General features: G+C 58.7%; 10 protein-coding genes. 4 read left to right on the top strand and 6 right to left on the bottom strand.

The features are described from left to right. Positions 1–24 precede the first annotated feature (24 nt). Positions 25–993 carry a GDP-L-fucose synthase gene (fcl, locus tag IF204_RS16535; RefSeq protein WP_194098287.1) on the top strand — a complete coding sequence of 323 codons (969 nt, stop codon included), beginning with the start codon at positions 25–27 and terminating at the stop codon, positions 991–993. A gap of 28 nt (positions 994–1,021) precedes the next feature. On the opposite strand, the gene IF204_RS16530 is transcribed toward fcl, so the two are convergent. The 3 genes from IF204_RS16530 to IF204_RS16520 form a co-directional block, all read right to left on the bottom strand. After that, positions 1,022–2,794, bottom strand: a complete 1,773-nt coding sequence (locus IF204_RS16530; protein WP_194098286.1) for a glycosyltransferase — start codon at positions 2,792–2,794, stop codon at positions 1,022–1,024. Positions 2,795–2,820: 26 nt separating this feature from the next. Beyond that, positions 2,821–3,918: a hypothetical protein gene (locus IF204_RS16525; protein WP_194098285.1), complete on the bottom strand. Its 1,098-nt coding sequence runs from the start codon at positions 3,916–3,918 to the stop codon at positions 2,821–2,823. A gap of 62 nt (positions 3,919–3,980) precedes the next feature. Beyond that, complete coding sequence (locus tag IF204_RS16520; RefSeq protein WP_194098284.1) at positions 3,981–5,102, bottom strand: hypothetical protein; 1,122 nt, start codon at positions 5,100–5,102, stop codon at positions 3,981–3,983. Between the two features lie 137 nt (positions 5,103–5,239). On the opposite strand from IF204_RS16520, the gene IF204_RS16515 reads away from it, so the two are divergent. Both IF204_RS16515 and IF204_RS16510 read left to right on the top strand, forming a co-directional pair. Next, the gene (locus IF204_RS16515; RefSeq protein ID WP_194098283.1) at positions 5,240–6,319 is read left to right on the top strand and encodes a hypothetical protein; all 1,080 of its coding nucleotides are present in this window, start codon (positions 5,240–5,242) and stop codon (positions 6,317–6,319) included. A 4-nt stretch (positions 6,320–6,323) separates the two neighbouring features. After that, positions 6,324–7,382: a hypothetical protein gene (locus IF204_RS16510; protein ID WP_194098282.1), complete on the top strand. Its 1,059-nt coding sequence runs from the start codon at positions 6,324–6,326 to the stop codon at positions 7,380–7,382. A 17-nt stretch (positions 7,383–7,399) separates the two neighbouring features. On the opposite strand, the gene IF204_RS16505 is transcribed toward IF204_RS16510, so the two are convergent. The 3 genes from IF204_RS16505 to IF204_RS16495 are packed head-to-tail and all read right to left on the bottom strand — an operon-like array spanning position 7,400 to position 11,900. Continuing rightward, complete coding sequence (locus IF204_RS16505) at positions 7,400–8,668, bottom strand: hypothetical protein (RefSeq protein ID WP_194098281.1); 1,269 nt, start codon at positions 8,666–8,668, stop codon at positions 7,400–7,402. Positions 8,669–8,683: 15 nt separating this feature from the next. Then, positions 8,684–10,492 carry an O-methyltransferase gene (locus IF204_RS16500; protein WP_194098280.1) on the bottom strand — a complete coding sequence of 603 codons (1,809 nt, stop codon included), beginning with the start codon at positions 10,490–10,492 and terminating at the stop codon, positions 8,684–8,686. Position 10,493: 1 nt separating this feature from the next. Continuing rightward, positions 10,494–11,900: a coiled-coil domain-containing protein gene (locus tag IF204_RS16495; protein ID WP_194098279.1), complete on the bottom strand. Its 1,407-nt coding sequence runs from the start codon at positions 11,898–11,900 to the stop codon at positions 10,494–10,496. 201 nt (positions 11,901–12,101) lie between these two features. Here IF204_RS16495 and IF204_RS16490 point away from each other — a divergent pair, with 201 nt between their 5' ends. After that, positions 12,102–12,884, top strand: a complete 783-nt coding sequence (locus IF204_RS16490; RefSeq protein WP_194098278.1) for an ABC transporter permease — start codon at positions 12,102–12,104, stop codon at positions 12,882–12,884. Positions 12,885–12,949 lie beyond the last annotated feature (65 nt).

Genomic DNA, 12,949 nt, shown 5'->3' with positions numbered 1-12,949 from the left:
CTTCAGACATTGGGAACATTTCATATGAAATACTACGTTGCAGGGCATCGCGGCATGGTGGGCGGAGCGATTTTGCGCCGTCTAAAGGCGCGCAAGGATGCCGGCGAGGCGATCGAGCTGGTGACGCGTACGCATAGCGAACTGGATCTGACGGATCAGGTTGCGGTGCGTGACTTCATGCTGACCGAAAAGCCGGACGTCGTCATTCTGGCGGCGGCGCGGGTCGGCGGCATTCATGCGAATAACACCTATCCGGCGGACTTCATCTACGACAACCTGATGATCGAATGTAACGTGATCCATCAGGCGTTTGCCGCGGGCGTGACGCGTCTGTTGCAGCTGGGATCGTCGTGCATTTATCCGCGCGCGGTGCCGCAGCCGATGCGCGAGGATGCCCTGCTGACCGGCGTGCTGGAGCCGACGAACGAGCCCTATGCGGTGGCCAAAATCGCAGGCATCAAGCTGTGCGAGAGCTACAACCGCCAGCACGGGACGGACTACCGTTCGGTCATGCCGACGAACCTTTACGGGCCGGGCGATAACTTCCACCCGACCAATAGCCACGTGCTCCCCGCCCTGATCCGCCGCTTCCATGAGGCCGTCCAGAACGGCACAGAGGAGGTCGTGATCTGGGGCACAGGCAAGCCGATGCGCGAGTTCCTCCACGTCGACGATATGGCCGAGGCGTCGCTCTTCGTGCTCGATCTCGACAAGGACACCTACGAGGCCAATACCGAGCCGATGCTGAGCCACATCAACGTCGGCACCGGCGTCGATATCTCGATCGGTGATCTGGCCGCGATGGTGGCGGACGTCACCGGCTACAAGGGCAAGCTGTCCTTCGATACGTCAAAGCCCGACGGCACCATGCGCAAGCTGATGGACGTCAGCCGCCTCGCCGATATGGGCTGGCGCGCCAGTGTCGATCTGCGCAAGGGTCTCGAAGAGACATACCAGTGGTACCTCGAAACCGGCGATACCGCGCGGCATTAAACGAAAGGGCGCCCTGAGGCGCCCTTTTTCATTCCTGCTTTTCCCAGAATTCGCGACTGGCGAGGCTGTCGTAACGGTCGCGATATTGGGCCTGAAGCGCCTTGTGGCCTCGGATGAACTTGGCCAGCGTGACCGCCATTTTCCAACCGATCTTGTAGAACCGTGCCTTCGAATGGCGGACGGTGTAGGCCTTGTCGCGCTTGGTGTTGAAGTAAGTGACTTCCTTCGCACAGAACGCTTCGAACACGTTGGCGCGCGCCCAGATGCGCAGAACCAGCTTGCTGCCGAGCGCGTTCCAGAACGGCATCAGGTGACCGTTTAGGGTCAGCACGCCGATATAATGACGCTTGAACCGCGACGTGCGGTAGAGGCGTTTGTGCTCTTCGCTCAGGTCGACCTCGGCCACGGGCTTCCATGCTTCGTCAGCGGACAGCGCTTTGATATCGGCGCGGCGTTGGGACATGTCGACGTTTTCGGCATAGAAATCAGGTCCCTGCATGACGTCATGCCATGCGAGAAGCTGCGCCTCTGCCGTGCTGTAGTGGAACCGCAAAAGCGAGCGCATCATGAAACGCACCGCGATCCAGCCGGTTTTGAAGCCCGAGCGCGGGATCATCTTATCGAACACGAGGTGGTGCGTCAGGTGGTTACGCATATCGAGGTAGAGCGTCTGCGCGCTTTCTTTTTCAGTGAAGTCTTCCTGGAACGAGACGACGCCGCTCAGCGTGGTGATGTTGAAATCGTTGGCGAGCGAGAAGCTGATGTCGTCGCCACGCACGAAGAACGGGAACGGGTAGTGTTTGGCCTGCGCGATCGGGAAGGCAAAGAACCACCAGCCGCCGTAGCGATTGGCGGCGTTGTCGTGGAGCGAGTTGAACTCCATCTGCATCAGATCATGCGGGTTGCGCAGGTCGGTGCCCATATGGAGCGGCCAGCATTTTCCTTCGAAAACAGCGCCGTATTCCCACATCGCCCACTGCACGGTGGTGTTGATCATCGCGCCCGAGATCGCGGTTTTGGGATCGCGCGCATAGGCCAGCGCGGCGTAGGTGCGGGTGATGTTTTCCATGTAGAACGACGCGTCGTCGTCCATGAACAGGCAGTGTGTCGCACCCGCGTCGGTGGCCTCTGCCAAGCCGCGCGCAAAGCCGCCCGCGCCGCCGAGGTTCGGGTTTTCGAACGCTGTGGTGACGTCCGAATTCGCGATCTCCGCCGATTTGCCGTTGTCGACGACCTGAACGCGGATGTCGTCCTTGTGGTCGTGGGCGCGGATGAAGTCCTCAAGACGGGCGACGGTTTCGCGCACCTCGGCTTCACGCTTGAAAGTGGTGATGCTGATCGCCAGCTTCGGGGTGCGCTGCGGTTCGGACGTGGTGGAAAAACTGCCACCACGGAAGATAACGCCGTCCTCCATCGCGCGGATCTGGAAAAAGATCACGCCCTCGCCGTGCTCCTTCAGGATCGGCGTGAGGTCGAAATTGCGGGCAGTGTCATCGTCAAGCGAGACGATATCGCAGAAGATATTCTCAGCGCCCATGCCGACACGGTTCAGCATCACGCGCAGTTCAACGCGGCCGGTGCCATCAAGGTGCAGAGCCAAGTCGCTGAAATCGCAGACCTTCAGCCATTTTCCGAGGTGGAAGTAATTGAAAAATGTGTTGAACGACAGCTTGCCGCCCGCACCCAGTTCGAACTCGCCCTTGCTGCGTTTAAGACCGATGGGGCCATCCGGGCGGTAGAAGAGGTTGTGGTCCTCACCGATACCCGCTTCGGGCAAAACGATGGTCTGAAGGGTCGTCATGGGCGGTCGCTCTTTCTTGGCAGGCTTCAACGACCGGCGAGGTCGCGCACGAAGTCCGCTGCTTGTTCGTTCTGAAGTTTCGACACGTCGATCGCTTTGACCAGCGCGGCGGCAGCTTCGTCGGCAGGCACGGGGCGCGCCTCTTTGACTTTATCGATGTCGGGGAAGAATTCCTTCCCCGTCGCGGCGTATTTCCGCAGGTAATCGGAAACAGGGACAAATTCGTCCCAGAGTTTCTGGCGTTGGTCCGCACCCAGCACCTCGACATCGCGGTTGTTGACGTCTATCAACTTCGCGCCTTGGTTTTGCAGGTAGCGCGAGAGTTTGAAAATCGCGGGCTGTTCGAGCTTGTGCACGGCCTTTTCCATGATCGGATAGGCGGCGAGCGGCAGGCTTTCGTTGGCGCGGCGCGCGGGGATCATCGGGTCGGGCATCGCAAGGCCCGTTTGGCCCATGAAGTCCTCGGCCGAGCCGCCAGCACCCAGCACATCGGCGTAATTGCGGATAGAGATTTTGGCGTTCGGGACGCGGTCGATCCAAGCCTCCACCACCTGACGGTAGTCGAAGTGGATGCCGCCGAAGTAGTCCTTGAGGCCACCCGCAGAAAGCGGCGTCGCTTTCTCACCGACCTTTAAGCGCTGACCGTGCCACGAGGTGACGTATTCGTCGGGGCGGCGCAGGGCGCAATAAATCTGGAACTCGGCACCCTCAAACGGTTTGATCAGGCGGTCGACCAGTTCGGGGTTCACCTGCCCGTAATTCGCGAAGGCTTCGGAGCACAGGATCACCGTGTTCGGCTCCAGCAGATCGACCTGCGTGCGGATCGCGCGGAGCATCTGGCGGGTCGCGGGGAGCCCTTGGAACTGCTTGGGGATCGGACGCTTCGACACATCCGCAATCATCCGATACGCCAGCGCACTATGCGGCTCGCGGATGTGCACGGGGAGCGCGGCGTCAGGCAGATCGCCCTTCAGCAGTTGGAACATGTTGCCCGCCGCGCCGTGCGCCTCAACGTTCGGATAAAGGATGCCGGCTTGGGCGAGGCCCTTCCAGTTGCGCGCAAGAAAGTCCTGTAGAGCGGTCGAGCCGACTTTGTGGTGGCCGATGTACAGAACGACTTTCATGGACAAAACTTCCGGTTCAAATTTCGTTAATTCTTAACGCATCACGCCAGAGAGGCAGAGCGTTAATTGCGGCCAAACCACTGTCGATACGTACATTTCCACAGATATAACCTGACCGAACGAGGTAGCAGCGACCGCTCCCACGTCAAATTTACCTTGTTAAGCGCCTCGCCCACCACGTCCGCTTCGGCAACGGGATTGGTTTGCAGCATAGATTCAAGGCCGGGGAAGAATTCGGACACGCCCGCGATGTCGGAGATTTCCTGATGGATCGGCGCGAAGGATTTATAGAGCTTGCGGCGTACGTCCTCGCCGAACAATTCGATATCCTTGTTGGGAGGCAGGCGCTTGCGCATCCGCTCGCGCGTCATGTGGTTGCGCAGTTTCTGCTGGTCGTCACGGCTCAGCGCATAGTTCGCGCGGCGCATGATTTCGTAGGTGGCATAGGGCAGGCTAGGGTTCGCCGCACCCTTGATCGGTGACGGATCAGGGCATTCGAGGCCGGTCTGTGCGAGGAAATCCTCCACCGCGCCGCCGGTTACCAGAATGTCGGCATAGTTGCGGATGTGGAATTTCGCCTGCGGGAACGCAGCCAGCCACGGGCGCAGCATCCCTGCGTAGTCGAAGTGAACGCCCTTGCGGTATTGCAGCGCTGCCTTCCCGCTCAGCGGTTCGACCTGATGACCGAGCTTCAGACGCTGGCCGTGCCACGACGCGAGGTACTGGTCGGGCGCGCGCAGGGCGCAGTAAATCTCGATCTCGGCGCCTTTGAATTTGGTCTTCAGAACGTCGATCAGTTCTGGCGCGGCCTTACCGAAGTTCGACATGACCTCCGAACACAGCACCAGCGTTTCGGGCTTGAGCATGGTGATCTGCTGGTCGACGTAGCGCCACATCTCTTCCAGCTCGGGCAGGCCCTGCTGGTAGGGCGGCATCTCTCCACCCTTCGCGTCGCTCAGCATGGCAAAGGCCAGCGCGTTATGCGGCTCGCGGACGACCGTCGATTGCAGGCGCGGCGGATTGGCCCCGTCGATCAGGGATTTCAGGTTCCGCGCGGCACCCATTGCCTCCACGCTCGGATACAGGATCCCGCGGGTCGCGAAGCTATGCCAGTTCTGGGCGAAAAAGCTCTGGAGAGCAGTCGATCCAACCTTATGATGGCCGATATAGAGAACGACTTTCATCTTCGAAAAATGTACTCTCTTGATAAGCCCGACCTTCATAGACAAGATCGCGTCGCGGGGGAAGATAGTTGTCTTTCAATAGCGTAGCCGCTTTAAGAAAAATTGCCGCAGGATCGTGGCGTAAAGGGTAGAATGCGATGGTCGAAGAGCTTGTATTCCATTTGGGCGATTGCAAAACGGGCACGACCTCGGTGCAGTCGATCCTCGCGGCCGAGGCTTGGGAATCCGCGGGAAAATCCATCTGTTACACCGCTCGCTTCAACCATATCCCGCTTGCGAAAACGCTGACGCAGGATACCGAGAACCAGAAGCAACGCTTCGTAAACACTCGCCAGCAGCTTGCCAAGAGCGACGCGAAGCTCGGCGTGATTTCGGCCGAGCATTTCGAATTCGTCAATCCCGAAGTGCTGCATGATGCGCTGAAGAAATACATGCCCAAGATGCTGGAGAACCTGCGTCTGGTGGCTTACGTCCGCCCCCATGCCGACCGGCTTGTGTCCAGCTTTGCGGAGCGGAGCAAAAAGGGCCTGTTCATGCGCTCGCTCGAAGCAATGCATGACAAGGCCGACGAGGGCGGATTGCTGCACTACGCCCCGCGCCTGCGCAAATGGCGCGAAGTGTTCGGCGACCGTTACGAGGTGCGCCCCTTCGTCCGCTCCGAACTGCTGAACGGCGACGTGGTGCAGGATTTCTTCAGCTTCGCGCTCGGCACCACCGATTTCAAAATCACCCAGCCGACGCAAGCCAACGAGTCCCTCTCGGTCGAGGACATCTCGATGATGCGCCTGCTGCATCAGACCTTCCGCGATGACGAGACCAAGTCGCTGGTCGATCAGCGCAAGGCCTTTGGCTGGTTCATGAGCGAACACCTCGGCAATATCCCCAGCGCGGGCGGCACCAAGCTACGGATGCACAAGGCGCTGGCCGAAAAAGTGGCGGAGACCTACCGCGAGGACGCCGAAATCCTGGACCGCGAATTCTTTGGCCGCCCCGTTTTCGGACCCGCCCTCGATGCCGCGCCGGGCAAGGCTATCGACGAGCCGCAGTCGCTCAATCCCAAGGACAACTTCTCGCCCGAGGAAATCCGCCGTTACGAGGCGTTCGCGAGCATCCTCCAGCACCTGATGGCGTCCGACCCCAAACACTTCAACTGGGCGCTCCGCCCCGAAGAGCAGCGCCGCCCGCTGGAAGTGTTCCTCAAGAACCGTAAAGACTAAGTACATGGTTAAAGAACTCGTTATCCACCTCGGCGACTGCAAAACCGGAACGACCTCGATCCAGCGAGTTTTGTCGAAAGGGTTGTTCACCACCGAAAGCCAAAAGATTTGCTACACCGCAAAGCCAAACCACGCGGCGCTGGTTGCGACGCTCAAGCACAAGCCGGAGGACCGAGAAGCTCAGTTTCTTGATCTTGCTAACAAATTTGCGGCTAGTGACGCGGATATTGGGATCATATCCGACGAACATTTCGAGTTTATCGACCCTGTAGTTCTTCACGAAGCACTGACCGAATACATGCCCGAACTTTTGGAAAAAACTCGGCTTATCTGCTACGTCAGACCACATGCTGCCCGCTTCCTCTCCGGCTTCGCAGAGCGAACCAAAGCAGGACGCATCTTCAAATCCATGGAGACGATGCATCAACGGTTGCTGAAATCAGAGCTGCTCTTCTATACACCACGCTTAGAAAAGTGGCGGAGCGTCTTTGGCGAAAAATTTCACGTCCGGCCATTCATTCGGTCGCACCTGAGAAATAGCGACGTCGTCGAAGATTTTTTTGAATTTACGCTTCGCAGTCAGGATTTTAGCATCTCGGCCGACAAGAACGCCAACACCTCTCTATCGCTGGAGAACCTCGCGCTTCTTAGATTTTTCCACACTATGCTCAAGCAGGGTGACGAGAGCTATTTTGACGAGCGGCGGGTGTTCGGCACGTACCTCAGCCGTCAGTTGACCAACGGCGATGACAAGTCTGGCACGAAGCTCCAGCTTCACAAAAAGATGACCCGAAAGCTGATTTCATCCTATCGGGAAGATGCGGCACGTATTGATGCCGAGTTCTTTGATCGCCCGATTTTTCTACCGGCGCTCGAAAGCACGTTGGAAAATTCGATAGCCAAGCCTCAATCACTTGATCCGCAAGATCACTTCTCGAGCGCCGAAATTCAGCGATATACGGCCATTGCTAAACTATGTGAAAAGATGTTGCTCAATAATTCCGAAGAATTCCGCCGTGCCATACGGCCCGGAGAGTTAGTCAGGTTCAAGAACCGCAACTAAGCGCAAAACACTGCAATCTATAAAGTGAAAGCTTCGATCAGATGTGTCGAGGCTGTTTTGCGGGCGGGCATCTGTTCGATCTGGGCGTAGAGACGCCCCCCGGTAGTGCGGTAGGTTTCAAGCATCGTCTGAAGGGTGCTGACGTCCGTGAAATAGAGGTGGTTGAAGGGCAGGTGCTGAAGCATTTGGGTCAGCTCTTCATCGCTGCCGGAGTGCTCGATGACATCCGGCAGGATGGTCAACGGACAGGCGTCGGTGCAGACCGGAATGATGGCCACGTCGCTCACCCGCCATTGGTCAATCTTGGTCCAGACGTCCTCCAGCTCCGCCAGTTCGGACGCATCGAACCGCGCAACGACGGCGGTGCATTCTTTGGTTCGGGCACGCTCCGGCATCGGCAACGCCACAGCCTTCGCCAATTCCTCCGCCAGATCGCCACGGCGGAAAACCTCAAGCGCGCCGCCGACCGTGCAATTGACGATCTCGCGGCCATCGGCCTCGTAGGTTTTGCGCGATATTTCATAGGTTTCGGCCATCTTACCCGTGTCGGCCGCCTGCCATTTCTTGCCCTTGAAATAGCTAGCGTCGAAGTGGTTGGCGTCATCGGCCTTCTGCTCGACAATGTCCCCTTCGCGCAGGTCCTTTGGCTGCTGGTAGGTGTTGTCAAAACCGATCATGCAGACCTTCCGGTAGCCCGCCGAATACAGGATTTGCAGCCAGAAAAAGCTTACCGTCGAGTGCCAGAACACATGGCTGGTCACGTCGGTCGAGAACCGCAACTCGCCGCCTTGAGCGTTAAGGTAAATCGTCTTCGGGTCGGGCGGCAGGATGTGCGACAGCCAGACGGGAAAGACCTTCCAGACGTTCAGTTCGCGGAACGCGGCGGGGTCTTGTTCGGCGACGAGGTAGTTGGAAACCGCGACGGCCTTGGCATGTTGCGCCAGTTCCGCGTTCTTCACCGCATAGTTGGTGATGAACACGTCCTGCCCTTCGAGCGCGGACAGATCGGTGTTCAGCAGCGACGGTCCGTTGCCCACCAGAACCGCCGTGTCCGACGTGCGTGCGGAGACAAACTGACGGAATAGCGGCAGCGACCGGTCAAGCGCGGCTTTGATGCTGGCCGGATGGTGCGCCAATGGCTCGCCGCCCATCAGAAACGGATAGGGGTCGAGCATATCAAGCTCGGTCGAGCCTCTTTCGGGCCGTTCCCAAAGCCCCCGCTCCAGTTCAACGCCAAGCTCCCAATCGACCGTCAGCAGGTCGCCCGTATCCGTATTGTCATTCATCGGCGCGAAGTCCGCTTAGACGCGCTTCAGCAGCGCGGCCCTGTTTTCCTTGCAGATCACCTCGAAGCCATTGGCGAGCAGGAACGGCATCGCCGTCGTGCCTTTGGCCGTCCAGTTTCCATTCTCGTCCTGCCATGTATCGTCAAAGCAGATCAACCCGTCGGGCGCGAGCTTGGCGATCAGCGCCTCCGCGCAATCAAGGTGCATCTTGTGGCAGGCCTCTTCGTCGATGCGCGCGCCGAGGAATTTCTCGTAGCGGCTCTGGCGGATCTCGCTGTGCATCCCGTGGTCGAAATCATAGGCGTCGAGAAACACGAAATCGATCTCGCCGTCATAGGCGGCAAGGAAATCCTCGCCCTTGCTGGTGATCGCTTTGAAATCATAGCCCATGCGGTCGAACATCTGCTGCGCTTCGCGACCATTGCGGGGGTCCATGTCGACCGTGACAAAATCCAGCCCGAGGTTCTTGCAGACCTCCGCCAGTTTGCGCGTTGATCCCTGCCCCGGCACTTCCTCGCGCGTGGTTCCGATTTCGATCAGTTTGCGCTTGCGGCCGATGTCAGCAGGCGGGTTTGTTTGCCAGTGGGTCATGAGCAGCGCGTGGCCGTGTTCTGCCGTCGCGGGTTTCGGCGCGATGGTGGTGAGGACATTTTCGATCCCCTTGCGAACTTGGCCATCCGTTGCCTCCATCGCGTCGCTCGTGAGGTACCACACGGCATCGTTCTGGGCGTTCATCTCGACCTTCAGCGTAGCGGCGAGCACCCGCAGCCAGCGGTCGCTCGGCTTGATCAATTGCTCGGCGCGGCCAACGAAATCAAGCGCATGAAGGCGCAGACCCGCCCGATGAAAATGAGCGGAGGCGGCGAGGTACATTATGATACGGTCAAAATCGCTGCGACCGCTGACGCCGCTTTCAACCATTTCAAAGAAGTGCTTGCCTTGGTTGGCTAACGCGCCGTCGAGCGTTCCGTAGATGTGTGTCCAGTCGATTTCGTGCTCGGCATCAAAATAGGCCGTGATATCAGTCGCGCGGCGCACGAAGGCGGAGATCAGAGCCAGTGACTCATCGACATCGGACCTGTGAAGGGTAGGGCTGGCGTTTGTTTTGACGGTGAGTTTATCGAATTTCGAAGGGCTGTAACCGAGCTTGCTGCATATTTTCTCGTACGCCTTGCCGTCGGTGCGGGCAGCGACCTCTTTGACCTGCACCTCACCGTCTTGCGGCAGCACGAAATCGAATGCCCGCACCTGAAGCGCCCTGAACAGCGGGCGGTGGTCGCCGAAAATGCAATCAGCGAAATCCTCGATCCGGTGGGTGGCAGTGGGTTCGAACGGGCGGGTGTAGTCGCCTAGTTTGGCAGTTGCCCCCATTGCTGCGGGGTGGGCCACGATGACGTGGTTCTGCGCGCCTTCAATCATCAAAGGCGCCCCTGCAAAACTGGTTGGGATCAGGACCAGCACGTCCCGCCCTCGCACTTGTAAGGCCGCACGCAGCCCGCCGACATGATCCGCGATCAGTTCGCTGATTTCGGTATCGCCGAGGCCAGCGCGGCGCAGTTCGGCGATCATGTTGCCTACCGACACGCAGGACAGATTGACGGTCCGCTTTTCCCACCAATCCGGATTTGCCAGCGGGAGACCGTCAAAAACATGGACCGCGTGAAGAACCGGAGCGGCGTCCGAGAACAGCAGCTCGGTGCAGCGTTCCAGCAGGCTCGGCAGCGGGAGCGCGGGCAGAGTCGTCGCCGTTTCGCGCTGCATCTCCTCGATCATCGAGGAGGCTTGATCGAACAGGTCGGCGGCGCTTTCGGGTTTGTCAGTCACATCACACCTTCGTCTTTTTCGAAGGCTTCGCGCGCTTTGCTTTCGGTGCGTCGAGGCGTTTATCCGTGCTCCGCAACTGCTGCGCCGCTTCGACCAGACGCGGCTGCAACTGGCCGAGTAGCTCGGCAAACTTGCGGTTGTCGTCAGCCAGCTTGTTATAGCGCTGCTGAAGGTCGGCGAAATTCGCCTGCGTCATCGTCTGCTGCTGCAAGGCGGTCGACAGATCCTGCCTCGCGGCGCGGTAGTTCTGTTCGAGGCGTTCTGCTTTTTCATGCGCTTCGGCGACAGCTACGCGCTCGTTCTGCCGCGCAGTTTTGACGGATGCATGAGCTTTCTTCTCGGCGTCGAGTTGCTTGGTCAGTTCGGCGTTCTTAGCCGCGAGGTCTTTGTAATCGTCGAGGGTGTTGGCTTTTTCGTAAACCTGCTTTTTCAGGTCTTCGATCTGACCGGCGGCCTCGTCCAGTTCCTTCACCTTTGCCTCGGTCGCAGCGCGGGCGACGTTCACGGCAGAGTTCGCGCCATCGAGCTGGCCTTGCAGTGCCTCGGCCTTCTGTTCGAGGTCGGCAGCACGTTTTGCCTCGGCCCGTAGCTGTTCGATCTGCGTCGCAAGGTCGAGGTTGCGCGATTGAAGCTCTTCCTTCGCCGTCACCAATTGATCGACCAGAGAGGACTTTTTCTCTGCTTCGGACAGTCGCTTCTCGGTGGCTTCCAGCTTCTGCTTCAGTGCCTTTTCGGACTCCGTCAGCTCGTTGATCCGGTAGGCCATCGTTTCGGCCTCTGCGAGCTGGGTGCGCAGCTCTTCGACCTCGCGGACGAGCGCGTCGGGCTCGACACTTAGATCGGGCCAGTCGGGGTCTGACAAATCAGTGGACCGAATGGTGAAGTGGTGGCTCGCCAACGTGTCCTGCACGGCGTGCTGCGTTGCGCTGCCCTCGAAATACTCTTCGGCTTCAGCGCGTATTTTTAGGGACGCGATGCGTTTGGAGGAAGCGTCGGCCAGCACGGCGGCCAGCACATCAGCCTCGTCCCCCGGCAAGTCGATCCAAAGGTCAAATGCAGCGTCGTCCAGTTTGCCAAGCACAGCGGACACCTGAATGCTCTGCACATCAGCCGTTTTCGTGACGATCAAACCAGGGAAAAGGCGCGTCAAAGCGGGCGCAACATCCCGCGTGCTGCGAAGGCCCGGCATGTTGAACCACTGCATCCGCTTAGGTTGATCACTAGTTGTCGGAACCGCCTCGATGCACTCCGCGCCAGCGAAGAAATGCGCCACACTTTCGCATTCAGGATCGACGATCAGCGTGCGAGCATAGCTACGTTCGTTCGCCTCCATTCGCCGTTTCAGGAGGTCTTTGTCGGCAACGCCGAGAATGACCAGAGTTTGCGGGTCGGGCTGGGAAACGGACATGTGATAACGCTTGCTATTCAAATTCGGTGAACACATCAAAAGGTGCCTTGGCTCACAATAGGATGATAATTCTATTTGGAAATGATTAAATGAATATTAGGCGTTAGGCTGGAGCGTTAGCGCCGTGCGCGAATTGTAATCGGATGGACGCGGGCGGAAGACAGGCATAAGAGTCTGAACGGAACGATCGAGACGGAACACATGGCTGCACTGCCTCTGCCCAGATTTATCACGGCGCGTGTCATCACCGCGCTGGTGATGCGCGAAATGGGATCGACCTATGGCAAATCGCCGGGTGGTTACGCTTGGGCCATTCTGGAGCCGGTCGCGGGCATCTTGTTCTTGTCGCTGGCCTTTTCGCTCGTTGTGCGTGCGCCGTCGCTGGGGACAAGCTTTATCCTGTTCTATGCAACGGGCGTTGTGCCGTTCCAGCTCTATCAGGATCTGACGAGCAAGCTGACGCAATCCATGCGCTATTCCAAATCGCTGCTCGCTTATCCGCGGGTGACGTGGATCGACGCGCTTGCGGCGCGAGGTGTGCTGTCGATCATCACCAGCATTACCGTGTTCTGCATTCTGATGACCTCGATCATCATGTTGATCGACGAAAGCGTGGAGCTGGACGTGGTGCACATCGTCGAAGGGCTGCTCGTGGCCATCGTTTCGGGCCTCGCGATCGGGACGACGAACTGTTTGCTGAGCGGCCTCTATCCGCTCTGGCAGAACATCTGGTCGATCATCAACAGGCCGCTTTTCATCGCGTCGGGCGTGCTGTTCATCATGGACGACCTGCCGCGGCTGGCGCAGCAGATCCTGTGGTGGAACCCGTTGATCCATGCCACGGGGCTGGTACGCAAGGGCTTCTATCCGATGTATGAGGCCAGCTACGTCTCGCTCGCCTATGCGCTGGCGGTGCCGCTGACGATCTTTGCGATCTCGCTGTTTTTCCTTGGCCGGTACTACACCGAAACCATGGAGAACTGAACGATGACCCTTTTGAATTCCCGCTAGACCCCGATTTGGATTTGGCGAAATGACCGGCAAGGCAG

The sequence above is a fragment of the Marivivens aquimaris genome (assembly GCF_015220045.1).
GTDB classification, from domain to species: Bacteria; Pseudomonadota; Alphaproteobacteria; order Rhodobacterales; family Rhodobacteraceae; genus Marivivens; species Marivivens aquimaris.
Note: the sequence above shows the minus strand (reverse complement) of the source record. Positions and strands in the feature narration are given on the sequence as shown.

Bases quoted from the DNA above. Each gene is read 5' to 3' on its own strand.
- fcl (WP_194098287.1), top strand. From the start codon at position 25: ATGAAATACTACGTTGCAGGGCATCGCGGCATGGTGGGCGGAGCGATT.
- IF204_RS16530 (WP_194098286.1), bottom strand. From the start codon at position 2,794: ATGACGACCCTTCAGACCATCGTTTTGCCCGAAGCGGGTATCGGTGAG.
- IF204_RS16525 (WP_194098285.1), bottom strand. From the start codon at position 3,918: ATGAAAGTCGTTCTGTACATCGGCCACCACAAAGTCGGCTCGACCGCT.
- IF204_RS16520 (WP_194098284.1), bottom strand. From the start codon at position 5,102: ATGAAAGTCGTTCTCTATATCGGCCATCATAAGGTTGGATCGACTGCT.
- IF204_RS16515 (WP_194098283.1), top strand. From the start codon at position 5,240: ATGGTCGAAGAGCTTGTATTCCATTTGGGCGATTGCAAAACGGGCACG.
- IF204_RS16510 (WP_194098282.1), top strand. From the start codon at position 6,324: ATGGTTAAAGAACTCGTTATCCACCTCGGCGACTGCAAAACCGGAACG.
- IF204_RS16505 (WP_194098281.1), bottom strand. From the start codon at position 8,668: ATGAATGACAATACGGATACGGGCGACCTGCTGACGGTCGATTGGGAG.
- IF204_RS16495 (WP_194098279.1), bottom strand. From the start codon at position 11,900: ATGTCCGTTTCCCAGCCCGACCCGCAAACTCTGGTCATTCTCGGCGTT.
- IF204_RS16490 (WP_194098278.1), top strand. From the start codon at position 12,102: ATGGCTGCACTGCCTCTGCCCAGATTTATCACGGCGCGTGTCATCACC.